Here is a 25559-nt window from a genome sequence, read left to right as displayed (position 1 = left end):
TAATTAAGGTTGACCATATAATACACCACGACCACCGGTACCAACATAGATACGTCCAAACACCGTCCTGTCTCCTGCAAGCCCTTTTACCCCGGCAGGGAATGTTTGCGAACCATTGATCTGATCCCAGTTTACACCCAGGTCTGTTGAGCGGTACAGACCTTTAATCCCGGATACTGTACCATAACTATACACAGTGGGCGTACTTGTTCCAGTTGCCGGAGCACCAAATGCAAATGCAGTGGAAGTGCTCAATGCAGTCACCTTTGTGAAAGTGGTACCACCATTAGTGGTTTTGTAAAGACCATTACCATCGAGGCTTACCCAAACTTCTCCCGCAGTTCCCGGCCTGGCCGCCACAAACAGGTAAGAATTTTTGTTGGGAATAGCGGTGGCATTCTTCTGCGTCCAGGTAGCACCACCGTCTGTAGATGCATAGAGGTAACCTGTTTTATAAATGTAAAAATCATTCCCGTTTACGCAATCCGCAGCGATGGAAAAGTCTTTACTCCAAACATCAATGGCATTCACCGAACCGGTTGGAGCACCGGTAGCCGCCGTCCAGGAACTTCCCCTGTCCGTGCTGTAATACACTGCACCTGCTGAACCTCCGGCTATGTACACCATGTTATCAGGATTGGCAGATGAGATAGCAATGCGTCCTAATTTCACACCGGAAGGAAGTGTACGTGTTGTCCAGGATGTACCGCTGTTGGAAGATGTAGCGAGTATTGTACCAGTTCCATCGTTACCGGAAGAACCCAGGATAGCAATATTAGCAGGAGAACTTTCGCAGTAAGCAATGCTGAATCCTTCATTGATATTGTACAGCCTTGCTGCAGGATATGTTGCGATATTATCATGGCGGAAACCAAATACATCCGCAACACCTGAATACAATGATACGCTACCCGGAGGCGACGCTACTGTTAATACCACTGTTTCTTCGTCTCCTTTTATACGTGTTTCCCAAGCAACTGATCCTGCGGCCCAGGCGTTGGAAGTAAACCACACGCCAAACCAATCCGCATAATAAAGATCACCATGATGCAGTGGATCAAATACAATATTGGATGTAGCACTGGAAAACCAGCTGTTAGGCCACCATGGAGCTTCCAGGGTTTTAGTGATAGGCAGCGAAGCAGTATTCATTTGTTGCCAGGTAACACCACCATCTGAAGAGCGGTACAATGGATTATTGAAAGTACCATAACGTTGACAAACAGCGATCTTCAATGGATCGTACGCTTCAATGGACAAGCCGCAGTAATTCTTGTTAGTGCCTCCTGCCGGTGTAATGTCCGTCCATGTTGTTCCATTCCAAACAGTAACACCGGTTGAATGGGTAACATACACTTTGCCACCCACAACCTGCATACGGTTAGGAGAGGTGGGCGCACCAGCCATGGCGGAGAAAGTTGTGCCGCCATCCGTACTCACATAAATACCTGTGCCCGGAATACCCACGTACACTTTCGCAGATCTGCCGCTCACTGTGGTGGCGGAATCTACTACAACGGTACGTACCCCTTTTGTACCATTGGGCACACTGGTGATCTTTGTCCAGCTGGTTCCCGTATTGGTACTTCGGTACAGCCCATCTGAACGGGTGCCGGCATACACCACGGTACTGGTAACAGGGTCTACTGCGAGGCATTCCCCTATCCAGCGAAGATCACCATTACCATCATAGGTGGTAGAAAACAATTTCGTCCAGCTCACACCAAGATCGTTTGAGCGGTAAACGCCATCGTTCAATGCCAGGTAAACCCTGTCAGGAGAGTTGGCATCCAATGCCATCCCATCTACCCTGATCGTACTCAGGCCATCCAGCATCTGCACCCATTTCTGATTAGTGCCATCCCATTTGTAAGCGCCTCCAACATCTGTACGGATGTACATCCTGTTGGATTGTGTAGGATGAATAACAATTCCTGTAACATATCCTCCTCCTCCAATCGCCACACTGCCCCAATTGTAAGGAAGCACAGATTGTATGGAAGCCCCAACGGACTTCTCACCATCCAGTGTTTCCTTTTTAAGCTCAGCAGGTTTCTTGCATGCGAACAATGCAATCCCTACAGACAATAGTAATGTCATAGAATTTTTCATAATTCAGTTTTTGAACGGGTTAAAAAGAGGGTTCCTTGATAATTGTTAATATTTAGGGTTCTGTATTATTTTAGGGTTCTGTGCAATCACTGTTTGTGGTATCGGCATCAGGTAGTTCTTGGATGCATCGAATGTTATCTTTCCACCACCTGCATTTACTTTTTCATATACCAGGTTGCCGCCTACCACGGTTATTTTCATGGCACGTAGTGATTTGCTGAAGATCTGTTCTGCCGTTCTCCATCTCCAGAGATCAAACAAACGTTTACCTTCAAAAGCCATTTCTATCCTGCGTTCCCTTCTTATCCTCATGCGCATTGCTGCCTGAGTAAGGTTTGCGGGTAATTCAGGCAGTCCTGCCCTGGCCCGCACTTTCTTCATGGCATCGTATACAGATTGATCAGGGCCTACTGCTTCATTCTGCGCTTCCGCATAATTCAGCAATACCTCTGCATACCGCCATATGATGGAATTAGCGCCGGCACTAACACCGGGAACAATAGCAGGGTCTACCATCTTCTTTAGGAAATAGCCGGTACGCCCTTTACCACCAGCGCCGGAAGCATCCAGTTCATTGCTGTTATTGGGAACACCCAGGCGGGTATAGATGATACCATTCTTCCAGGAAGCACCATCATAAATGATCGTTGCTTCAAAACGTTTATCCCTGTTCTTGTATGGATTGGCAGGATCGAATAAAGCAGATCCTTCGGCTTCTGTTTTACCATCCAGGAATTCATATTCATCTACCAGGTCCTGCGTAGGATTCACAGCACCCCATCCGCCGCCATCGGAAACTTTTACGGGGTTCCAGTATTTTTCTTTGATCTCTCCTTTGATGTTGGCAGCATACTGTATATCAAAGATCACTTCTTTGTTATTCTCGTTGGCAGGTAAGAACAATTGGCCATAATCTCCAAACAGATCGTACCCTGCACCGGATTGCATGATCTTCAGGTTAGTGGCAGCAGCTTCGGGCCATTTGCCTGCATACAATTCCTGCTCACCTTTCAGTGCCCAGGCAGCACCTTTAGTAGCACGGCCTGCATCTTTTGCAGCAACAGTTAAAGGAAGGTCCACGGCAGCTTCTTCACACTCTTTCTGAATGAAGGCCACACACTCTTCATAGGTATTCCTTGGATTAAAGATGGCATCGCCCTGTTCTTCCCTGTTGAGAGGAACGGTAATAATAGGCACACCGCCATACAGGTCCATCAGGGATTTATAATAATAAGCCCTTAAGAACCTCGCCTGCGCCAGGAAACCTTTCTTCGTGGCATCATCAAAGCTGGAAGCCGATACATTTTGAATGAATACATTACACTTCCGGATGTTGGTGTACATGTTCTTCCAATGCGGTGTAAAAATAGGTGTAGACGGTCCGTAGGAACCCTGTGCAAAGTTCACATAAGAAGGAATGCCTGCAATAGGGCCACTGATGCTGTTATCAGAGAAGTTATCCAAAGGATCGTTGCTGATCTCGGAAGGTACATTTGTGAACACGGTAGATTGTGGCCCCGGGTTCAGGTTGTTATAGATATCATTGAGGAACAAACCTGCATTCGTAGGTGTTTTCCATACAGAGGCATCCGTGAGCTGATCTGTTGGCTCAATGTCAAGCGATTCGTCACAAGCAGTGAAGAGCAATGCGCCCGCTACAATATATAAGAAGGATAATTTTTTCATCGGATTAGAAGTTTACATTGATACCAAAAGAGAACACTTTTTGCTGAAAGTAGTAACGCGCCCTTTTACTGGCGCTGCTCACACCGATCTCAGGATCAAGGTATTTTTCAGCAGAGAAAGTGAGCAGGTTCTGACCAGCAGTATAGATCCGTACGGAAGACATCCTTAACCTGTTGGTAAGATGAGCAGGAATAGTATAGCCCAGTTCTGCACTCTTCAATCTCAGGTAAGCGCCGTCCCTTTGCCAGAAAGAAGAAACCTGCTGGCTATTGGTATTGGGAGAAGGAAGGATCACAGGATATTTGGCATCCCTGTTTTCAGGTGTCCAGTAATCCAGTTGTTCTTTAAAGATCTTGGCGCCATTGAAGTAAGGCAGTGAAGCTTCGTTGGTCAACTGGAAACTGCTCTTTGCTGCACCCTGCCACATCATGCTCAGGTCAACCCCCTTCCAGGCAAGATTATATGTTAAGCCAAAGATCATTTGCGGGAAAGCAGGATCGCCGATCACCACCTGGTCGTTATCATCAATCTTTTTATCACCATTGATATCTGCATACCTGATATCGCCGGGGATCAGTTTACCGAACTGGGGAGGTGCTGCATCAATCTCTGCCTGTGATTGGAAAAGGCCGATCGCCTTTAAACCGAACTGTGTATCCAATGGTCTGCCCGTACGTCTTCTGTTCGGATCATTTAAGGTAGAGGCGTTTTCAAATGTCTGTACCAGCTTGTTTTTGGCATAGGAGAAATTGAAACCCGCATTCAGGGTCAGTCCGTTTTTGAAAGTGTTGGAAGAGTTGATGGAGAAATCAAAACCCTGGTTATCCATGATACCCGCATTCACCTGCGAAATACCGATTCCGTATTCTACCGGCACCACTGCATTTGGTGTTACCAGCATGTCCGAACGTCTTTCTTTAAAGAAGTCTACTTCAAATCCGAGTTTACCACCGAACAGCAAAGCTTCCAGGCCGATGTCTGATTTCTTCGCTGTTTCCCAGGTGATGTTAGGATTGGGTTCACTTCTTTCAAAAACACCCTGCACCTGTGTGAACTGTGTTCCACCGAAGCCATAGCTGCTGTTCAGGCCGTAACTGCTGAGGTATTGGAACGGAGAACCTGCCAGGTTACCGGACACGCCGTAAGAACCACGGAGTTTCAGGTTGTCGATCCATTTGTAATTATCCCTGATGAATTTTTCTTCAGACAATCTCCATCCCAAAGAAACCGCCGGGAAGAAAGCAAACCTTTTACCGGGAGCAAAATAATAGTGCCCGTCGTAACGGCCGGAAAACTCCACGATATACTTTTGGTTAAAGTCATACCCTAACCTGTACACAAAACCCAGTTGCTTATAAGAAGCAGAAGAACCGCTGTTGTCCAGGTCGTTCTTGGAAGAGCTGCCCAGGGACAGTTCATCCAATGCTACCTGGTAGTTCAGGCGGGAAGCATCAAACGCGTTATTATTGCCCTGGCGGAGTTCACCTACCACCAATGCATTGAGGCCATGTTTACCAAAATTGTGCTTGTAAGTGATATAGCCCTGTAAAGTGGTATTGATCGCTTCGTCAAATGCCTGGCTTAAGCTGGGGGCAACTACACCGGCTTTAGTAGGGATGAATTGATCCTGTGCATTTAAAGAATAAATGGTGTAGGGCAATTGCCACTGTTTGTTAGTATTATAGTTCTTATCGTACGCTGCTACAGCTTTGAATGAAAGGCCGGGTACTTCTGGCACAAATTGTTCGATGGAGAGTTGGGAGAAGAAAATGTTTTCCTTCTTCCTGTTATAACCGCTTTCATAAATGGAAGGCAACAGGCCATTACCTGGCAGACCATTGGAGAATTTCAGCGGGGTATTGAGTAAAGGGGAGTTTTTGGTAACGGAGGTATAGATCCCTGTTCCGCTTTGTGAGCCAGGGTTTTTGGTTACTTCAAAAGTGCCTTTGATATCTAAGGAAACAATGGTGGATTTTGTAGCGTTCACATCCAGGTTAGTGGCTAAGTTATACCTCGTATAATTGATCACATCCACAGAGCCTTGCTGATAAAGGCGGGCCAGGGAACTATAGAAACGCATCTTTTCAGAACCACCGGAAAAGGTAAGGTTCTGTTGGTTCATGGGTGCTTCAAAGTCTATCACTTCCTTCATCCAGTCAACATCGGGATAATGGTCCGGATCGGAATGGTCCCTGTACTTCTGCAATTGTGCATCTGTATAAGCGGGCGCAAGTCCTGCGTTTTTATTCGCCACATTCAAAGTAGAAGCAAAACCGTAAGCATCCAGGTAATGCGGGTATTGGGTAGGACTTTGTAACCCGTACCAGGTACCAAAGCTCAGCTGGCTCTTACCCTGTTTGCCTCTCTTGGAAGTGATCAGGATCACACCATTTGCACCTGCCAGGCCATAAGGAGCGATCGCTGCTGCATCCTTCAGCACCGTGATGGTTTCAATTTCGTTTGGGGAGATCTGGGAAAAGTTACGGGGAATGCCGTCTACTATCGTTAATGGTCCATTCCGGCTACCGGTTGTTCCAACACCTCTTACCCTGATCAGGGATGCATCTTCTCCCGGTTCACCACTATTCTGGAAGGCCAGCACACCGGAAACCCGGCCTGCGATACTGTTATTCATATTGGCTACAGGGTTCCGGGCAATGTCGTCACTTTTTACCGTGGAAATAGCGGCTGTGGTGAATGCTTTCTTCTGTGTGCCATAACCTACCACAATGATCTCGTTCAGCCCCTTGGCCTCATCCTGTAATACAATATCTATCGAAGTTCTTCCATTTACGGGTTGCTCCTGGTTCTGGAAACCGATATAGGTGATCACGAGTACGGCATTGTCTGGTACATCCAGTTCAAACTGTCCTTCTGTATTGGTAGAAGTTCCTTTATTGGTGCCTTTTACCACGATTGTTACACCCGGTAAAGCAACACCTTTACTGTCTTTTACTGTTCCCTTTAGAAGCGAAAAACGTGCGTCAGGAGAGGCCGTGATGGCAATCACACTGTCCGATAACAACCGGTAGTTCAGGTTCATGGGGCCCAGCAGGAGGGATAATACATCTGTTAATTTCTGGTTACCGTTGGTGCTGATGGACACCAGCTTATTGAGAGAAACCTCTTTTGAATTGTAGAAAAAACGGCATCCTGTAGCAGTCTCAATTTTATCAAGCGCCTTTGAAAATCTGATATCCTTCGCTTCTAATGAGAGTTTAACGTCCTTTTGAGAGTATACTTTGGCGGACAACTGCATGCAAAATAGAAAAACAGCAATGAGCGTAAGTCGCATGGTCTTTTCAATTTGCTTAACATTAACCAGATGGCACAGCCATCCGATAAGTAGATTTTTTTTCATACTTTTAGTTTTTACTGTTTTTTGGAAGATGCCTTCGAACGTAGCTTCCAATAAAAATTCAGGAGAAAGAAGGAGGGATGTTAGCGCATCTCTCTTTTTCTGTTTATAAGCCTGTGTTATTATCCTGAATCACTTCTACTTATAAATAACAACCTGTTCATTATTAATTTTAAATTTAAAAGGTGCGATAACCTGTAGGAGTTTCAGCGCTTGCGTCAGGTTCTCATTCTTGAAGATGCCGGTAAGCTGGTATTCTTTAATGGTCTTGTCTTTAATAATGATCGAAACATTATATCTTCTTTCCATCATCAGGGCGAGGCTTTCAAAGCGTTCATTCCTGAAAATGAGTTTATTCTCCACCCATGCTGTTTCAACGATGTCGTTTGTTTTCTCGAACGGCACAATGGTAGACACTTCAAAAACCTTTACTTCTTTTGCTAATGTTGGCTGCTTATGCTGTAATACCAGCTTTTCCCGGGGCACCATCAGCATTTTCTTTGCCGGGTCTTTCCGGAGGGATACTTCAAGAGCGCCCTCTATTAATGTGGTTTCTGTTTTCGAACTTCCTTCATAGGCTTTGACATTGAAGGTGGTACCCAGGTCTTTGATATCCGCTTCTGCGGTATGAACAATAAAATTGTATTCGTCGTGGTGGACTACTTTAAAATAAGCCTCTCCGCTCAGGTATACTTCCCGTTTGGCAAGGCTAAAATCAGCGGGATAGCTCAGTTTACTACCGGCATTCAGCCATACCGTTGTACCGTCTGCCAGTGTAATATGTTTCCTGGCCCCTTTAGGCGCCACTATCTCCTGCATCGCTACTATCGCCGGTTCCTTTACCACAGCTGGTTTAAAGATCAGCCATGTTGCCAGGGAGAGTACGGCAATACCCGCAAAAACAGCAGCAAAACGGTATAAGGACCTGTATTTTGAAGGAGGCACAGGCTGTACCTGCCGGTCTGTTTCTTCCAGTTTTGTTAATAATATTAAGTTCAGTCTTTCCGGCTCTATCCTGTTATCCAGCAATGATTTGATCTCCTGCACATACTCCTGTGTAACATCGTCCATCTGGTAAACTGCCTGGATCAGTTCGTAGGAATACCATAATTCAGGCTCAGAAGCCAGCAGTGCTCTTAGTTCTTCTTCCTCCTCTAATGTGATGGAATGGGATAATTCTTTACCCATCAAGAACCAGATCCTGTTGGTATCTTTCATTTGATTTAGGTTGCTTTTACTGATAAGACAAGAAAAAGAGGAGATTCTACTAAGTGCGGGTCAATATTTTTTTGAAGGCCCCTGGCGGTTGAAAGTACTTACTGCCTGCACCAGCTTTTTCAGGGCAATGGCCAGTTGTACATCAATGGTATTAACGGAGAGATCGAGCAGTTCGGCCACATCTTTATTACGTAACCCTTCTATGCGCACCATTTCATAGATCTGCCGGCATCTTGGGGGAAGGGATTGGATGGCATTTCTGATGCAGTCGCTGAGTTCGGTGGAAATAACAATACTTTCGGGGTCAATGGCAGTGAGGTCTTGTACAGGTATACCAGATAAAAAGGACTGTTCTTCTTTTAATTTTACCATGAGGTTTAAGCAGGCATTTCTCACGGCGGTAAAGAGAAAAGCCCGGAGATTACTGATGGCTGCAATGTTTTCTTTCTTCTGCCAAACCTTGTACAGCACATCATTCACGATCTCTTCCGCGGGCTCTTTCGCCTTTAGATAAGCCGTGGCAAATTGCAAAAGCACAGGCTGGTACTGCTTGTACAAAAACTTGTATGCGTCCCCATCCTTCTTTTCAGCAATCAGATCAATAAAGATTTGAGTAACAGACTCTATCATATGAACCCCGTGGTATGGTCCTGCAATATCCGGAACCAATATCGCTTATTAAATAAATCGATATTTTCTTTGTGTTAAGAATCCGGTATAGCTAAAATACTGTTTTTTTAGATGTATGAATGAAAAAGAAAGACGCAGGGAGATCCTGCGGAAACTGAAAAAACGCAGCAAAGCAGGAATCCGAAGCTTCGATGCCCATCACACGTGATCAATTTAAACAGGCCGAAGTATTTTTGCAACAGACAGGGATAGTTAATATCCCGCAGGTAAAAGAATGGCTCCAGATACCCCACCAGGTAAAGTGATTGCCAGCTTTATTATGTTATTGGATTATGGTATCATAGCAGTGCCCGCAGGTATAGTCTTTTGTAAGTATTACTCCGCGAAGCTTTAAAGCTTTTTCTTTCTCAATTCCTCCAGCTCCTTTCCTTGTTCCAGTATTGTTTGCTGCTGCAACTCCAGCTTCTTATTGAGATCGATCACATATAACATAAGCTCTTCGATCTTTTGCATTTGCTTCTGCTGCATATCTCCTATGTCCAATCCATTTTTTGTTATTTCATTCGCAGAGGGAATGCCTGGCAAATGGCGATACGCCCTGATATGTGCTTCTACCTGCTTTAAAGAAGGAAGCGTATAAGCGGGGTCAAATACAAAATCGGCCCATGGTTGTTGTGTGGTCACTTTTACTTTTCGTGCACCGATGGTACCCTCAACAGCCAGCTTATAGTCACCCGGTTCTGTTGTACCGATTCCAACATTGCCGGTTGCCCTGTTAATAGTAAAATTAGTAGTTACAAAATCACCATTATCATTGTAAGAGAAAATAGAAAAATTACTGCCGGTGTTACTTCCACCCTCCACATCTCTGAAACCAATTGCAAATCTGTCCCTGCCCAATCCATCTGCCAGGGAGTATACCCGGTTACCATGAATACCTGTCTGTTGCCGGGCAATAAAGCCAACGGCAGTAGCATGGCCATTTACCAGTAACGCCGTATTATTATCTGCAGTTACACCATTTACGAATAATCGTTGGTTTACTATTGTTGGGCTTCCATCATCGTTACTGATAAAAAAAGAATTGCCGGCACCAGCTGGCGATGCATAGCCCAAATAACCCCGTCTTGAGCTATCAGCATTATAAAATCCCAGGTATAGCTGACCTGAAGTATTGGTAGCCTTCTTTAATATGATGTTCTGTGCATCCCGGATTGAAATTATGCCATCAGCAGTAGTAGGGCTTTGGGCGTTGGCAACATAACAGGTTAATAGCAACAATGCAGCTGTTAGATGGGTCTTGATCGTCATAGGTAACTGATATTTAGCCGCAATGTAAGAACAATTCCCCCTAAAACAAACTCAACTGGCTCGTAGGCCTTTGAAACAACGAAGTATTAAACTCAAACCTTTCCTGGTTCATCCCCAGCCGCTTTGTATGCAGTTTAAACTGCTGCTTGATCAACTCTGCAATATTCCCTTCCCCACGCATCCTTCTTCCAAAATCACTATCATTCACTTTCCCGCCATGCATGCTCTCGATCAGATGCCACACCTTATCTGCCCTGTCCGGAAAATTCTTATACAACCAATCGTTGAAGATGATCTTCACGGCATCGTTCAAACGCACTACCGTATACCCCGCATACTTAGCACCATTTGCAGAAGCCTGCTCCAGCAAACGCGGGATCTCATGATCTGTTAAGCCGGGAATAATAGGCGCCGTCATCACTCCAACCGGGACCCCTAATTCAGACAATTCCCTGATCACCTTCAACCGCTGGGCCGCAGTGGCTGTACGGGGTTCCATCTTCTGCCGCAGATCTTCCTGTAAAGAAGTGAGGGAGATGTATACGCACACCAGCTTCTGCTCCGCCATTTGCTGCAGGATGTATTTATCTCTCAGCACCAGGGAATTTTTGGTGATGATGCCTATCGGCTGTTTATATTCCAGGGCTACTTCCAGCAATTGCCGGGTGATGAACATCTTGCGTTCTATGGGTTGGTAACAGTCCGTGTTGCCGGACAGCGAAAGTGGTTTAGGCACCCAGTTCTTGTTGTTCAGGAATTTACGCAGTAACTCCGGCGCATTGTTCTTGACCACGATCTTCCTTTCAAAATCCAGGCCTGCACTGAAACCCCAATACTGATGGGAGTTCCGCGCATAACAATAGATACAGCCATGCTCACATCCCTGGTAGGGGTTCATGGAATACCACATGCCCACATCAGGACTGTCCACTTTATTCACAAGGGTTTTGGAATGTTCCTCAAAGATCTGGGTAGGCACATCTGCCTGCCACCATTCATCGATAGCTTCGGGATGTTCTTTGGCGTATTCCTCTGCCAGGAACTTGTTCTTTGGGTTCAGTTGGGCGCCTCTCCCTTTGTAGTATGGATTTTCTGGTGGTGTGTCGGAAAATGGGAGCGTCATAGACACTAATAATTTTAGTAAATGTACTAATTTTATTAGCAACTACCAATTAAATAATTCCCATCTGTTTCATGAGGAAGGTGGCATTCTTATTCCGGGCAATACCGGGCCGCATCTGGTAATCAAAATGTAATTGCCCGTTTTCCAGGGAGCTTTCGAAACAATAATTCCGGATATGCTGTGGGTTTTCCGCTTCCAGGGCACCCAGTTCCAGGTCATGTGTGGCAATCATACCCAAACAGCTGTAACGCAGGAAATGCCGGATCAGCTGTTGGGAGCCGGAGAGTTTATCTTCTGAGTTGGTGCCTTTGAGTATTTCATCGAGGATAATGAAAACCGGCTGCCCTGTTTTTAATACTTCAATAATATGCTGCAGGCGCAACAATTCTGCCTGGAAGTAGGAGGTATGCCGCGCGATGGAATCTTTGATCCGCATGGAGGTCATAATACGCAGCGGGCTACAGGAAAAACTGGCTGCACATACCGGCGCACCCGTCATGGCCAGCAACCAGTTCACCCCTACACTCCGCAGGAAAGTACTTTTACCGGACATGTTGGAACCCGTAATAATTAAGAACTGCTCCCCATGCCCGATGCTGCAGTCATTCGTTACACTCTCTGCGGCAGGGATCAGGGGATGTCCTATGGCAGTACCTTTCACACCTTGCGTGGCAGTGATCTGCGGATAAGTATAGTTGGGATGATTATATGCAAAGGAAGCAAGGCTGTTAGTGGTTTCCAGCTGTGCGATCACACCCGTCCATGTGCTTAGTTTACTCTTATACTTTTCCTTCCAGCGCTCCAGCCGAAATGCGCAATGCAGATCATACAGCATGATAGAATTAAGTACCACCCCCACGAGTAAATTGAGACGTTGGTCCAGTTGATTACTGATCCTGGCCAGCTGATGCATGGCTTTATCAGCTTCTGCGGCAGTTTGCTGTTGTTCCTGCAACAGGGAAGATCCTTTCCAGTCTGCCTGTTTGATCATTTGCAGCAGCATCGCTAATTTCTTCAGTACCTTTTCTTTATTGGAGAGCAGGTTATGCATGGCCGTAACTTTCGCTACATTCAGCAGCAGGATGCACCAGTTCACCATTAAGCTTAGCAGGAAATAAACATAGTTCCCAGTCACAGCATAATACACAATTGCCGATAGCACGAATACCGGCATTACCCAACTGGCGGTGTTCAAAGCTTTTTTATGAATGAATTGCATCGGCGCATCCAGCCATTGTTGAATGCCCCGTACATCATCCTTTCCTTCATCCGCTAATGCTGCATGTACCGTAAAGTGCTGGCGGAAATCTATTTCTGCGGATAATACTTTTACGGCATCCTGCACGGCTGTTATCTTTGAAGGCGCTGTTAATGGTGTTTGTAAAGTAGCGGCCAGGTGCTGTTTCCCGGAATAGGTTCCTGTTCTGTTCAGGTATTGAAAGAGAGAAGAAGGCCCAAAAACATCCAGGTCTCCTGAGAAATCATGCTGATCATTGATGAATTCCTCTCCGTCCTCAAACTCCGCGACCTGTTCAGTGACTACACGAAGTTCTTTCTGGTTCAGCCTTAGCAAGCCCCTCAGCAAGGCTTCGCGGTCTTTTGCTTTCTGGTAGAATACAAGGGATGCTACAAAAGCAGTCACAAGCAGGGCTACAAAAATGATCCAGATCAGTTCAAAGTTGGTACTGAAGTATTGCCAGCCTGTAAATAATATACCAATGAAACACACAAGGCGCGCCACGCTCAGGTTCTTCAGGTGACCTTCCGTTTGTGCCAGTTGTTTCTTAAATAAGTCGATGCGTTGTTGATAAGTTGATGCCGGTTGCATACCGGAAAGATAATATAAAAGCCCGGGTGTTGGAATACCCAGGCTTTTTATAATATGAATGTTGATGTAGCCAGCTTTTGCGCTTTATTCAGCCGCCGTTGTGTCACTCACTTCATCCGTTTGTTCTTTGTTGAACGGTGCTTTTGTTACTGTATCTGATATGACCGGCATTATACCATGTGTACTTAGCCCTGGCAGTTGTTCTACCTCACACTACAGCCTACATATTCCTTCTATACTGCCCGCCCACTTCATACAAGGCATTCGTGATCTCTCCCAGCGAACAATACTTCACTGTTTCCATCAGCTCCTCGAAAAGGTTCCCGTTCTGCACAGCCACTTCCTGCAAGCGTTTGAGCTTTTCTCCTGCATCAAAGGAATGCCTTTCTTTGAAAGACAGCAGCGTATTGATCTGGAACTCTTTTTCATCTGTGGTGGAACGGATCACCTCCATTGGAATTACTGTAGGCGAACCATTTTTATTCAGGAAGGTATTCACACCAATGATCGGGAACTCCCCGGTATGTTTCAGTGATTCATAATACAGGCTTTCTTCCTGGATCTTATTTCGCTGGTACATTCTTTCCATTGCTCCAAGCACACCACCGCGTTCCGTGATCCGCTCAAACTCAGCCAGCACAGCTTCTTCCACCAGGTCTGTTAGTTCCTCGATAAAGAAACTTCCCTGGTTAGGGTTTTCATTATTTGCGGTGCCTAATTCTCTGTTGATGATCAGCTGAATAGCCATTGCGCGGCGCACACTTTCTTCTGTGGGTGTGGTGATCGCTTCATCATAAGCATTTGTATGCAACGAGTTACAGTTATCGTAGATCGCATACAATGCCTGCAAGGTGGTACGGATATCATTGAAGTCTATTTCCTGTGCATGTAAACTGCGGCCGGAAGTCTGAATATGATATTTCAGTTTCTGCGAACGGTCGTTCCCCTTGTATTTATATTTGATGGCCTTTGCCCAGATCCTCCGTGCAACACGGCCAATCACGGCATACTCAGGGTCCATGCCATTACTGAAGAAGAAGGAAAGGTTCGGTGCAAAATCATCGATGTTCATGCCACGGCTCAGGTAATACTCTACGTAAGTGAACCCATTGGCCAGCGTAAATGCCAGCTGTGTAATGGGGTTCGCGCCGGCTTCTGCAATATGGTATCCGGAGATACTCACAGAATAGAAGTTACGCACCTTACGTGTAATGAAATATTCCTGCACATCCCCCATCAGCTTCAGCGCAAATTCCGTAGAGAAGATGCAGGTGTTCTGTGCCTGATCTTCCTTCAGGATATCTGCCTGCACGGTACCACGCACGGTGCTTAATGCATGTGCCTTTATCCTTTCATATACTTCCGGTTCCAGCACATCGCTTCCTGAGATCCCCAGCAACTGAAGTCCCAGTCCATTATTACCATGCGGCAATGCACCAGCGTATACCGGATGATCTTTGAATTTCTTTTTAATGATAGCATTCACCTTATCGGTTAATCCGTTCTCTGCAATGTATTTTTCGCACTGCTGATCGATGGCGGCGTTCATAAAGAAGGCCAGCAGGATTGGCGCGGGTCCATTGATGGTCATGGATACAGAGGTCTTGGGATCACAGAGATCAAAGCCGCTGTATAATTTCTTTGCATCATCCACCGTGGCAATGCTCACGCCGGAGTTACCGATCTTTCCATAGATATCCGGGCGGTAAGCAGGATCTTCTCCATATAATGTTACGCTGTCAAAAGCCGTGGAAAGCCTTTTGGCTGGCTGGTCTACAGACACGTAATGGAAGCGTTTGTTCGTTCTTTCCGGGCCACCTTCTCCGGCAAACATCCTCGTTGGATCTTCTCCTTCCCGTTTCAGCGGGAACACGCCTGCTGCATAAGGAAATTCTCCCGGCAGGTTTTCCATCAACTGCCAGCGGAGGATATCCCCCCAGTCTTTATACTGCGGTAAAGAAATTTTAGGGATACGGGAATGGGAAAGGCTTTCTGTATACAAAGGCAGTTTGATCTCTTTGTCCCTCACCTGGAAGACATAGTGATCTGCTGTATATTTCTCCTGCAAGGCAGGCCAGCCGGTGATCAGGGCTTTACATTCTGCATTCAGCTGAGACTGCAAATGCCGGCTGATCTCTTCCAGTTCTTCCACCTGCGAAAGCCCCGGCACTTTCAACACGCCTTCTACCTGGTACCATTGTGTGGCAATAGCACATTGTTCATTTACCCAGCTGCTATATGCTGCAATGCTTTCCCCGATCTCTGCGAGATAACGTACCCGCGATGGTGGAATGATCAGGGATTTGGTAGAGGTTTCATACACAGGCCTATCCGGTTTGTCTTCCCCGAAATGCACGCCCGTTTTTTCCACGATGCGGTGCATCAGCCTGCCGAATAATTGATTCACACCGGGGTCGTTGAACTGGGAAGCAATGGTACCTACCACTGGCAGATCTTCATCTTTGGCATCCCATAATCCGTTGTTACGTTTATATTGTTTGCGCACATCATGCAAAGCATCCAGTGCGCCGGCTTTATCAAATTTATTAATGGCGATCATGTCTGCATAATCCAGCATGTTGATCTTTTCCAGCTGAGAGGCAGCACCATATTCCGGGGTCATGATATATAAGGCCACGTCACAATAGTCCACAATGGCGGTATCACTTTGCCCGATACCGGAAGTTTCCAGGATGATAAAGTCAAAGGCTGCCGCTTTGCAGATATCTATTGCTTCCTGGATATGCAGGCTGATGGCCTTATCACTTTCGCGGGTGGCAAGGGAACGCATGTACGCACGGGGATGGTGGATGCTGTTCATCCGGATGCGGTCTCCTAATAAAGCACCGCCTGTTTTTTTCTTGGAAGGGTCTACTGAAATAACCGCGATGGTTTTGTTCTCATATTCATGCAAGAAGCGGCGAACGAGTTCATCCGTTACACTACTTTTACCGGCACCACCGGTACCTGTTATTCCAAGAACAGGCGTTTTTCCTGCCAGGGCTTTCAGCCCTGCCAGTTGGCCATTCATGGCAAAGTTCTCTGCGTAAGTGATGGCTTTGGCTATTTCAGGCGCAGCATTCTGCGTAAGTTTTATTTTGGCAAGGTCCCATTCCCCTTTTTGCACGGTTTCAAAATCACACTGGCGCACCACATCTTCTATCATACCACCTAAACCAAACTTACGTCCATCATCCGGAGAATAGATCCGGGTGATGCCATAAGCATGCAGCTCTTCAATTTCTGAAGGCAGGATGGTACCGCCACCGCCACCAAAAATGCGGATATGGCCACAGTTCTTTTCCTTCAACAGGTCGTACATGTATTTGAAGAACTCAATATGCCCTCCCTGATAAGAGGTAACGGCAATACCCTGCGCATCTTCCTGGATGGCACAGTCAACGATCTCTGCGGCAGAACGGTTATGGCCCAGGTGGATCACTTCTGCTCCCGTACTTTGCATGATCCGGCGCATGATATTGATGGCAGCATCGTGTCCATCAAAAAGAGCGGCTGCTGTAACAATGCGAACCTTGTGTTGTGGTGTATATGACATAAGGAATGCAAGTTACGAAAATAGCGGCTGTAGCACGTTGCAGCAGAGAATTAGTATCAATTGAACAAGAAGAGATAATCCTTGGAAATTGTTCAACCGCAATCGGTTAGGAATGGATAAAAACGAAAGAGGCTGCATAGAAAGGACCAAACCTTCGTAAACAGCCTCTTTAGCAGAAAAAATGTACATGCATCCATCCTGCCAGGTCATAACGTGGAATCGATAAAACGCGATATATAATATTTTTTGAAACCACCTTTAGTGGCTACTGTGACGAGCGAAAACGGGTCTTCTGGAATTTTAAAATGATTCTGGTCCTTTTAAGATTTTTGGTTGTCTGGCTACTGTGAAATCAATAGGAATACACACTGTGTATATCTTACACAATCTTAATTAAAATTTTGTTAAAAAACAAATTTCCCGCATAATTCCTCGAAATATGCAGGAATAGGGGATCGGCCATGGCAGGGGCATACCACCCTGCAAAACGCATAGGGAAAAGCATTTGACGCAACGAAATTATTTTAGAGGGAGGTTAAAATCCTATCAAAACCCGAGACTTTTCTTGTGTTGCTGGTTGTACTTATCCTGGTTGAAGCCATATAATTTGGCCGGGCGGTGCCTTACCTCCTGTTCTTCTTCGTTGAGGTCTATCAGGTAATCCATGGCAAAGAACTTCTTGCGGAAGTTGCGCCTGTCCAGCTTCACATCCAGGATGGCTTCATAGAGGTTCTGTAATTCACGGAGGGAAAACTTCTTGGGCAGCAGGTTGAAGCCTACCGGCTGCTCAATTACTTTATGTTGCAGGCGCTGGTAACAGGTGGCCAGGATGTCTTTATGATCAAAGGCCATGTGTTTGATATCTTTCACCGCATGCCAGTGCAGTTCGTTGGAATGGGTCTTTAGTTCTACGTGCTGTATGTTCACCAGTGAATAGTAGGCTATGGTGATCACCCTTCCGGCAGGATGGCGATTGAGGCCACCAAAAGCCTGCACCTGTTCCATATACACATCCTCCAAACCTGTACGCTCACGCAATACCCGGTAGGCAGCCGTTTCCAGATCTTCATCAGGATGAACGATGTCTCCCAGCAATGACCATTTTCCTTTGAATTCTTTGAGATCGGATTCAATGAGCAGTACTTTCAATTCATCCTCGTCAAAGCCGAATATTACACAATCGATGGAGATAGCTGCTTTAAAATAATCTTTGATCTCGGTTAGATGGGTGTTAATGTTTTTGGTGTACATACTACTTAGTCGTGGAATGTATTAAATATAGCAAATTTATAACTGATGCAACGCTTTGCCGTAAATATATGTGGCGATGATCTGTGTACTGAGTATTTTTTCTTCGGGCACTTTCATCAGGTCCTGGCTGGTGATCACAAAATCTGCTACCTTACCGGGTTCCAGGCTGCCTTTCTGATGTTCTTCAAAAGAAGCGCGTGCTGCCCAGATAGTCATGCCTTTCAGGGCTTCTTCCCTTGTCAGCGCATTTTCTTTTTGAAAACCGCCGGCCGGGAACCCTTTACTATCCTTCCTTGCAACGGCGGCATAGAAAGTTCGCAGCGGACTGATATCCTCTACCGGAAAGTCTGTTCCCAATGGTATCCAGCCATTTTGTTTCAGCAGGTCCTCAAACGCATAAGCATAATGCAGCCGTTTATCACCCAACCGTTCTCCTGCCCAGTACATATCTGACGTAGCATGTGTGGGTTGAACAGATGGTACGATGTTGTAATCCCCGAACCAGTGAAAGTCCGCAGAATCCAATACCTGCGCATGTTCTATCCGCCAGCGTTTGGTATTCTTCCCTTTTAATGCCGCCGCATAGATCTTCAGTACCTCACGATTGGCGGAATCCCCGATGGCATGTGTACACATCTGGATGTCTGTATTGGCCAGTTGCTCAGCCCTGTATGCAAAGTATTTTGCATCCTTCAGCAGGAATCCTTTCCATCCTGGTTTATCTGCATAATCATGCAGCAGGCAGGCTCCGCGGGAACCTAATGCCCCATCCCCATAGAACTTGATGCTCCGCACCTGGTAACGCTCCTTAATGAATGGGCCCTTTTTCAGCAGCCAATTGATATTATCATCCTGGTCACTTAACATGATATTCAAACGCAGTTGCAGTTTACCTTCCTCATACAACTTCCCGATCCTTTCCACGTCTGCAACAGAAAGCCCGCAATCGGTGATACTGGTCAGGCCTGCCGCAATGCATTTTTCCTGTGCGGCCACCAGGCGCAAAGTGAATTCTTCTTTGGAGGCAGCAGGTATTTTTGAACCCACCAGTCCGATCGCATTATCTATTAAGATACCCGTTAACTTTCCCTGTATGGTTTCTACAGTTCCACCGGTTAAGCGCTGCCCTGCTTTTACACCTGCCACATCTAATGCAGCCCGGTTGGCTATGGCTGCATGGCCATCTATGCGTTCCAGCAATACCGGGGTGGTTGGGAATAAACTGTCCAGCCGGGATTTGTTCGGAAAGGTTTTGAGGGCCCAGTCGTTCTGGTCCCAGCCCCTTCCTTCTATCCAGGCTGTTTTATTTGTTGATGCAAAAGCCTTTACCCTTTCTATCACTTCGTCCCAGCTTTGTGTACCAACAAGGTCTACCTGCCGCAGCGATTGCCCATATCCTGCAAAATGCGCATGTGCGTCATTGAAGCCGGGGTACACAGCTGCACCTTTTATATCTATGCTGGAATCTGTATCATATTGCCCGAGGATAAATTCATTGGTACCCCGGGCGAGTATCTTTCCTCCTTTAATGGCCATGGCCTCTACCACACTGAAAAGGGAATCTGCTGTATAAATAACGCCGTGGTGGATAATGAGGTCTGCTTTTTCCTTCTGCTGGCCACAGGCTGTAAAAAAGATGAAAAGGGTTGCGGCATAGATAACTTGCTTCATACCAGAATTTTAAGGTGGGCCGTTCGCACTATAGAACTAAAGTTTAAATTTACGGCAGACTTTTGACTTATCATGTATAACAAGGAAACAGAGATCAAATTAGCCCGCCTTGGCAAAACGCTCCTGAGCCAGGCGTCCGATGCTGATATTACAGAAACCATTGCCGCCCTGCGGGATGTTATCCGCCACAGCGATTGGCGCTATTATATCCAGGACGATCCCGTGCTGAGTGACCAGGAGTATGATCAGTTGTTCTCCCGGTTGAAGAAGCTGGAAGCAGCACACCCTGAACTGGTAACCCCGGATTCTCCCACACAACGTGTGGCACAGGGACTTACAAAAGTATTCCCTACCGTACAGCACCTGGTACCCATGCTCAGCCTGGAAAACTCCTACGATGCAGATGACCTGATCGACTGGGACCGCAAAGCCCGTGAGGCAAGCGGACTGGAGGAGCTGGAATATTGCATCGAACCAAAGTTCGATGGGGCCAGTATTTCACTGATCTATGAAAATGATCTGCTCGTACGTGGTGCTACCCGCGGAGATGGATTACAGGGAGACGAGATAACAGTCAACATCCGCCAGATCCGCTCTATCCCTTTGTCTGCCGGATTCTCAAAATATGGGATCCAGCAGATTGAACTAAGAGGCGAAGTGCTGATCAATAAAACCACTTTTAAGAAACTAAACGACCAGCGTATCGCAGAAAACCTGCCACCACTGGCCAATCCACGCAATGCCGCATCCGGCTCTTTGCGTATCGTAGATCCGAATGAAGTAGCTAAACGCGGACTGGAAGCCTTTTTATACAACATGAGCTATCATACCATGTTGGATGATAAGGAAGAACCGGAAGCAATCCGCACACACAGCAACACGCTGGATATGTTGTGGCAGCTGGGTTTCCGCAGCCCTGCCAAAGAAAAGAAAATAGTGCGTGGCATACAGGCCGTGATAGATCATTGCCTAAAATTTGAAACCGAGCGGGATGATCTGCCTTATGAAATAGATGGCATGGTGATCAAAGTGAATGACTATGCTTTGCAGGATAAAATGGGCATGACCACCCATCACCCCCGCTGGGCTATTGCCTACAAATTCAAAGCACGCCAGGCCACCAGCAAACTCCGTAGCGTGGAATTCCAGGTAGGCCGTACCGGTTCTGTTTCTCCTGTAGGTAAAATAGATCCCGTTCCCATCGGCGGTGTGATGGTAGGTTCCATGAGCTTATTCAATGAAGATGTGATCCGGGAAAAAGACCTGAAGATCGGAGATACTGTGCTGGTGGAAAGAGCCGGAGACGTAATCCCTTATATCGTAAAATCCATGGCAGACCTGCGGGATGGCAGTGAAAAAGATATTGTGTTCCCCGCCAATTGCCCTGTATGTAATGATGCCCTCTTTAAACCGGAAGGAGAAAGTGTATGGCGTTGTGTGAACATCAACTGCGAGGCACAGGTAGTGGAACGTATGATCCACTTCGTAAGCAAAGATGCCATGGACATCCGTAGCCTGGGAGAAAGCCAGGTGCGCAAGTTCTATGGACTGGGCCTGTTAAAGGATGTACCGGGAATTTATACCCTCAACTTTGAAGAGATAGCCAAACTGGATGGTTTTGGGCCAAAGTCCATCACCAACCTGCAAACCGCTATAGATACTTCCCGCACGCAACCGCTGCACCGTTTGATCTTTGGCCTTGGTATCCGTTATGTAGGAGAAACCACTGCCAAAACCTTAGCGAAAGCAGTAGATCATCTCATGGACCTGGTGAACTTCACAGAGGAACAATTACTCGCGCTGGAAGATATCGGCCCTAAAGTAGCTGGCTCCGTTAAACAGTTCTTCGCTAATGCAGATAACATTCACATGCTGAAAGAACTGGAACGCCTGGGCCTGAACCTGCAAAGCACGAAAGGTTCCCTTTCTGCTGAAGGTACCTTAAGCGGGCAGACATTCCTCTTCACCGGCACATTAAATAAACTCAAACGCAGTGAGGCAGAGGCCAAGGTAGAAGAGCATGGCGGAAAGTTGTTAAGCGGCGTAAGCAGCAAACTGAATTACCTCATCGTAGGAGAAGATGCGGGAAGTAAACTGGAAAAGGCAAAGAAGATCAACACGATCAAAATACTTTCCGAAGATGAATTTATAAACATGATCTCATGAGTGATGAATATTTCATGCAGCAGGCTTTGAAAGAAGCGAAGAAAGCACAGGAGAAACGAGAAGTACCTATTGGCGCAGTAGTAGTGATGAATGAACAGATCATTGGCCGTGGGTACAACCAGGTGGAAATGCTGAATGACTGTACAGCACATGCAGAAATGATCGCACTCACTGCCGCATTCAATTATTTAGGCAGCAAATACCTCATGGATGCCACGTTGTATGTAACACTGGAGCCTTGCTTCATGTGTGCCGGCGCCCTTTACTGGAGTAAGATCGGCAGGATCGTATATGGTGCGGAAGATGAGAAGAACGGATACAGGAGAGTGGCCGGGGAACGTTCTCCCTTTCATCCAAAAACGAAACTGGAAAGCGGGTTGTATGGAGAAGAGAGTTTGAAGATGGTGAAGGAATTTTTTGCAGCGAGAAGGAAGTAGCGGTTCGCTGCGTCTTTCTTATAAAAATAAAAAAGGACCGCTCTTCCCAGAACGGTCCTTCTCTTTTACAGTAATAATTATTTCTTCGGCGGAGCCGTTTCATGTTTCACTTCCATCAACTGATTTAAACTCATCAGTTGCTTCATGGTTTTATCCATGCCTTCTGAAGAACCATCCAGGAAGATCACGTTGCCACGGGAGTTTTCAGAGAAATGTTTGATGCCTTCCACCCACATAGAGAACAGGATCACAGAAGTATCCAGGTTAGCCTGCTGCATTTCTTTTGCAGCCATGCTCATACCCTTGGCCACCTCTTCACGGAAAAGTGCCACACCACGGCCACGTAATTGTGCCGCCTGCCTTTCTGCTTCCGCAGCAATCTTAATGGCATTACCATCCGCTTCCGCCGCTTTGGTTTTAGTGATCAGTAAAGCCTGCCCTTCGTTCTCAGCAGCAGCTTTCAGGTTATTGGATGCAACCACCTGGGCCATGGAGCGCATGATGGCATCATCAAAAGTGATATCATTCAATTGAAGGTCTTGCAGATGGAATCCCCATGTTTCCAGCGTAACGTCTATCTGTTCTTTTACGTGTTCCGTAATGTCTTTCCGAAGGGCCAGCACTTCCGCCTGTTTTTTGGTAGCCACAAAACCACGGATGGAACCTTCGATGGTACGGATCAGTGCCTGCATAAAACTACGTTCATCCATAAATTTGAAGGCCACGTTTTTGATGACTTCCTCCTCCTGGTTCAGCACGGAGTAGAGCAACATGGCTTTGAAATAAACATTCGCCTGGTCCACCGTAATAGCCTGGAATTCCAGTTCCACAGAACGGTTTTGAATAGAGATGCGTTTAAATACCTTTTCGATCAGGGGTATTTTGAAGTTAAGCCCCGGCATTAGTATGCGGTTATACTTGCCGAAGATGGTAGTAACACCAATGGTTCCCTGTTGTACGGTTACAAAGGAAGACAACAGGGTAATAACGACCAGCCCAATAAGAATATACAAAAAAAGGTTATCCATAGTGTAAAGGATTTGAACCTAAATGTAATCAAAATCCTCCACTATGGGTAATCGTTATTGAACGGCAAGCAGGGTTTCCAAACACGCGGATTTAAAAGGCCGGTTTGCGTGGATTTTTTTGGAGAATAACAAACAACGAATGATCCGTGTGGGTTAAACACGCGACAATGCATGAAATACTAATAGATCTATTATATCTTTTGGCATTTCTTGAAGTAGATAAATACATCATCCAACTCAATTTGCTTTAATTGATAGGCTAATTGGGTTTTCAGATCATCGGCTTCTTCTTTAATTTTTTTGTACTTGTCCTTTAATGTTTGATACCTGGTAACAATTTCTTCGGGTGTGGCAGTTTGATCCAATGCCAGGATATCATACGCATTTTCTTCGGTTATCATAGTGATAAGTATTACCTCAAAAACTATCCAAATGAACTCCGTGATAATTCAGGCTACTAAATTAGTGGAGTTTGACACGATTGAAAATACCCAAGCTTGGGTATTTTTTGACCGCATTTCCGCATCACACTTCAGTTGTAGAAGGGTATTACAGATTACATCTGGAAATATGTAAATTGATTATCAATGTTAAAAAACACTTATTTGTACGGTATTATTGCAAACCTATCTGTTTTGCAAGGGCAACAAGTTCAGGGGTATTTTTAACCTTTAATTTTAACCGGATGTTTTTCCGGTGGGTTTCAACAGTGTATCTGCTCAAATTGAGCTTTTCGGCTATTTCTTTATTGTTGTGTCCGCGGCCAGCTAAGATGAAAATGTCTTTTTCCCGGGTGGTAAGTTTGTTAAGTACGTCTTCATTGCTTCGTCTTAATACAGCGCGTAAAGCTTCGCTTATCTGGGTGCCAGTGTCTATGGCGTGGGTGAAATCCAGGAAAACGCAGATCACGTCTTCCACATTTCCCAGCTTGTCGTAAGTAAATGGAATGCCCAGGCCTACTACCCAAAACCATTCTCCCTTTCCTCGTTTACGCACCCGCATGATCCCTCCGAACATGCCTTTCTTTTCCTGGAAAGACTGTTGCGAAATGGTGAGGATGCTGGCATCATCAGGGTGAGTGACCTCTTTAAAGAATTGTGTACCAAGGGAAAGGATTTCTTCCAGGGAATAACCAAGGGTTTCTGTTAAATTACGATTACACCAGTTAACGGCCTTTTTGGCGTTGTTGGACGTATAAAGCATAGCCGGCATGTTGTCTATGATCTTTTCCAAATGTTGTAGCCGGCTCCGCAATTGCGCATTCTCCGATATCAGCGCATCTAGAGAGTCGCGTGGTTCTGTGCCCATGTCCTGCATATTTATGTTTTAAACAAACAATAGTGAAAACTAACGATGAATACTATACGAATATAATTAAATGCTAAACAACCGTTATAACACCTTTATGTAAATATAAAAGAAAAAGGCATATATCCCATCGACGTTAACAAGCTGCAACCCTACATTCCAGGGGTTCCCAGAAAGGGTTTGACAATTACCGTATTAGGCATTAAATTTGGTTCTTCTAACAAGGGAAAATAATTTTTTAACCCATAAAAAAATTGGATTATGGCTTTTACACTTCCTGCTTTGCCGTATGCTTCTGATGCACTTGAGCCGCATTTCGACAAGCAAACGATGGAAATACATCACGGCAAACACCACCAGGCTTATGTGGACAACCTCAACAAAGCTGTTGCCGGCACTGAGAATGAGAACAAATCGCTGGAAGAGCTGGTTGCCAAAGCCGGCGCTATCAGCCCTGCTGTGCGTAACAACGGTGGTGGTCACTGGAACCACAGCTTTTTCTGGGAAAGCCTGGCACCTAACAAAGGTGGTACACCCAGTGGTAAACTCGCAGATGCTATCAACAGTACTTTCGGTTCTTTTGATGCATTCAAGGAAAAATTCAATGCTGCCGGTGTTTCCCGCTTTGGATCCGGTTGGGCATGGCTGCTGGTGAAAGATGGCAAACTGGAGATCTCCTCTACGCCTAACCAGGATAATCCCCTGATGGATGTTGCCGAAGTAAAGGGCACGCCTATATTAGGTGTAGACGTTTGGGAACATGCTTACTACCTCAAATACCAGAACCGCCGTGCGGAATACCTCGCCGCTTTCTGGAACGTAGTGAACTGGGATGCAGTGAGCAAACGCTTTTAATGCTATTTCGCGGTTTCACTT

The 25559-nt window shown here is 46.0% G+C and carries 17 protein-coding genes; 3 read left to right on the top strand and 14 right to left on the bottom strand.

Features of this window, described 5'->3' with window-relative positions; genetic code table 11:
* Positions 1-3: 3 nt before the first annotated feature.
* The 11 genes from BUR42_RS23065 to BUR42_RS23015 form a co-directional block, all read right to left on the bottom strand.
* Positions 4-2112 (bottom strand): WD40/YVTN/BNR-like repeat-containing protein, encoded by a 2109-nt coding sequence (locus tag BUR42_RS23065; protein ID WP_074241939.1) that lies wholly within the window; start codon positions 2110-2112, stop codon positions 4-6.
* Between the two features lie 45 nt (positions 2113-2157).
* On the bottom strand, positions 2158-3798 hold the full coding sequence (locus tag BUR42_RS23060; protein ID WP_074241938.1) for a RagB/SusD family nutrient uptake outer membrane protein: 1641 nt from the start codon (positions 3796-3798) through the stop codon (positions 2158-2160).
* Between the two features lie 4 nt (positions 3799-3802).
* A complete protein-coding gene (locus tag BUR42_RS23055) occupies positions 3803-7159 on the bottom strand; it encodes a SusC/RagA family TonB-linked outer membrane protein (protein ID WP_074243156.1) in 3357 nt (1118 codons plus the stop codon).
* A 135-nt stretch (positions 7160-7294) separates the two neighbouring features.
* Positions 7295-8374, bottom strand: coding sequence for a FecR family protein (locus BUR42_RS23050; protein ID WP_074241937.1), 1080 nt, complete (start codon positions 8372-8374; stop codon positions 7295-7297).
* A 60-nt stretch (positions 8375-8434) separates the two neighbouring features.
* Positions 8435-9004, bottom strand: a complete 570-nt coding sequence (locus BUR42_RS23045; protein ID WP_074241936.1) for an RNA polymerase sigma-70 factor — start codon at positions 9002-9004, stop codon at positions 8435-8437.
* Positions 9005-9394: 390 nt separating this feature from the next.
* On the bottom strand, positions 9395-10315 hold the full coding sequence (locus BUR42_RS23040; RefSeq protein ID WP_074241935.1) for a hypothetical protein: 921 nt from the start codon (positions 10313-10315) through the stop codon (positions 9395-9397).
* 40 nt (positions 10316-10355) lie between these two features.
* On the bottom strand, positions 10356-11438 hold the full coding sequence (locus tag BUR42_RS23035) for a PA0069 family radical SAM protein (protein ID WP_074241934.1): 1083 nt from the start codon (positions 11436-11438) through the stop codon (positions 10356-10358).
* Between the two features lie 49 nt (positions 11439-11487).
* Positions 11488-13266 (bottom strand): MutS-related protein, encoded by a 1779-nt coding sequence (locus tag BUR42_RS23030; RefSeq protein WP_074241933.1) that lies wholly within the window; start codon positions 13264-13266, stop codon positions 11488-11490.
* Positions 13267-13486: 220 nt separating this feature from the next.
* Complete coding sequence (locus tag BUR42_RS23025; RefSeq protein ID WP_074241932.1) at positions 13487-16822, bottom strand: methylmalonyl-CoA mutase family protein; 3336 nt, start codon at positions 16820-16822, stop codon at positions 13487-13489.
* Positions 16823-17368: 546 nt separating this feature from the next.
* Positions 17369-18073 (bottom strand): NrtR DNA-binding winged helix domain-containing protein, encoded by a 705-nt coding sequence (locus tag BUR42_RS23020; RefSeq protein WP_074241931.1) that lies wholly within the window; start codon positions 18071-18073, stop codon positions 17369-17371.
* A 36-nt stretch (positions 18074-18109) separates the two neighbouring features.
* Entirely contained in the window at positions 18110-19744 is a 1635-nt protein-coding gene (locus BUR42_RS23015) for an amidohydrolase (RefSeq protein ID WP_074241930.1), read from the bottom strand.
* Positions 19745-19816: 72 nt separating this feature from the next.
* Here BUR42_RS23015 and ligA point away from each other — a divergent pair, with 72 nt between their 5' ends.
* Positions 19817-21910, top strand: coding sequence for an NAD-dependent DNA ligase LigA (ligA, locus tag BUR42_RS23010; protein ID WP_074241929.1), 2094 nt, complete (start codon positions 19817-19819; stop codon positions 21908-21910).
* Positions 21907-22347 (top strand): nucleoside deaminase, encoded by a 441-nt coding sequence (locus BUR42_RS23005; RefSeq protein WP_074241928.1) that lies wholly within the window; start codon positions 21907-21909, stop codon positions 22345-22347. The genes ligA and BUR42_RS23005 overlap by 4 nt, the downstream gene beginning before the upstream one ends.
* 77 nt (positions 22348-22424) lie before the next feature.
* Here BUR42_RS23005 and BUR42_RS23000 read toward each other — a convergent pair whose 3' ends face one another.
* The 3 genes from BUR42_RS23000 to BUR42_RS22990 all read right to left on the bottom strand — a co-directional run bounded on the left by BUR42_RS23000 (position 22425) and on the right by BUR42_RS22990 (position 24683).
* Positions 22425-23375 carry an SPFH domain-containing protein gene (locus BUR42_RS23000; RefSeq protein ID WP_074241927.1) on the bottom strand — a complete coding sequence of 317 codons (951 nt, stop codon included), beginning with the start codon at positions 23373-23375 and terminating at the stop codon, positions 22425-22427.
* A 191-nt stretch (positions 23376-23566) separates the two neighbouring features.
* Positions 23567-23776 (bottom strand): hypothetical protein, encoded by a 210-nt coding sequence (locus BUR42_RS22995; protein WP_074241926.1) that lies wholly within the window; start codon positions 23774-23776, stop codon positions 23567-23569.
* A gap of 214 nt (positions 23777-23990) precedes the next feature.
* Positions 23991-24683, bottom strand: coding sequence for a LuxR C-terminal-related transcriptional regulator (locus BUR42_RS22990; RefSeq protein WP_159442330.1), 693 nt, complete (start codon positions 24681-24683; stop codon positions 23991-23993).
* 261 nt (positions 24684-24944) lie between these two features.
* On the opposite strand from BUR42_RS22990, the gene BUR42_RS22985 reads away from it, so the two are divergent.
* Positions 24945-25538, top strand: coding sequence for a superoxide dismutase (locus BUR42_RS22985; protein WP_074241924.1), 594 nt, complete (start codon positions 24945-24947; stop codon positions 25536-25538).
* Positions 25539-25559: the final 21 nt, after the last annotated feature.

The organism is Chitinophaga niabensis, assembly GCF_900129465.1.
In the GTDB taxonomy this organism is placed as follows: Bacteria; Bacteroidota; Bacteroidia; order Chitinophagales; family Chitinophagaceae; genus Chitinophaga; species Chitinophaga niabensis.
Note: the sequence above shows the minus strand (reverse complement) of the source record. Positions and strands in the feature narration are given on the sequence as shown.

Coding starts and splice junctions, on each gene's coding strand:
- BUR42_RS23065 (WP_074241939.1), bottom strand. CDS start 2,112: ATGAAAAATTCTATGACATTACTATTGTCTGTAGGGATTGCATTGTTC.
- BUR42_RS23060 (WP_074241938.1), bottom strand. CDS start 3,798: ATGAAAAAATTATCCTTCTTATATATTGTAGCGGGCGCATTGCTCTTC.
- BUR42_RS23055 (WP_074243156.1), bottom strand. CDS start 7,159: ATGAAAAAAAATCTACTTATCGGATGGCTGTGCCATCTGGTTAATGTT.
- BUR42_RS23050 (WP_074241937.1), bottom strand. CDS start 8,374: ATGAAAGATACCAACAGGATCTGGTTCTTGATGGGTAAAGAATTATCC.
- BUR42_RS23045 (WP_074241936.1), bottom strand. CDS start 9,004: ATGATAGAGTCTGTTACTCAAATCTTTATTGATCTGATTGCTGAAAAG.
- BUR42_RS23040 (WP_074241935.1), bottom strand. CDS start 10,315: ATGACGATCAAGACCCATCTAACAGCTGCATTGTTGCTATTAACCTGT.
- BUR42_RS23035 (WP_074241934.1), bottom strand. CDS start 11,438: ATGACGCTCCCATTTTCCGACACACCACCAGAAAATCCATACTACAAA.
- BUR42_RS23030 (WP_074241933.1), bottom strand. CDS start 13,266: ATGCAACCGGCATCAACTTATCAACAACGCATCGACTTATTTAAGAAA.
- BUR42_RS23025 (WP_074241932.1), bottom strand. CDS start 16,822: ATGTCATATACACCACAACACAAGGTTCGCATTGTTACAGCAGCCGCT.
- BUR42_RS23020 (WP_074241931.1), bottom strand. CDS start 18,073: ATGTACACCAAAAACATTAACACCCATCTAACCGAGATCAAAGATTAT.
- BUR42_RS23015 (WP_074241930.1), bottom strand. CDS start 19,744: ATGAAGCAAGTTATCTATGCCGCAACCCTTTTCATCTTTTTTACAGCC.
- ligA (WP_074241929.1), top strand. CDS start 19,817: ATGTATAACAAGGAAACAGAGATCAAATTAGCCCGCCTTGGCAAAACG.
- BUR42_RS23005 (WP_074241928.1), top strand. CDS start 21,907: ATGAGTGATGAATATTTCATGCAGCAGGCTTTGAAAGAAGCGAAGAAA.
- BUR42_RS23000 (WP_074241927.1), bottom strand. CDS start 23,375: ATGGATAACCTTTTTTTGTATATTCTTATTGGGCTGGTCGTTATTACC.
- BUR42_RS22995 (WP_074241926.1), bottom strand. CDS start 23,776: ATGATAACCGAAGAAAATGCGTATGATATCCTGGCATTGGATCAAACT.
- BUR42_RS22990 (WP_159442330.1), bottom strand. CDS start 24,683: ATGGGCACAGAACCACGCGACTCTCTAGATGCGCTGATATCGGAGAAT.
- BUR42_RS22985 (WP_074241924.1), top strand. CDS start 24,945: ATGGCTTTTACACTTCCTGCTTTGCCGTATGCTTCTGATGCACTTGAG.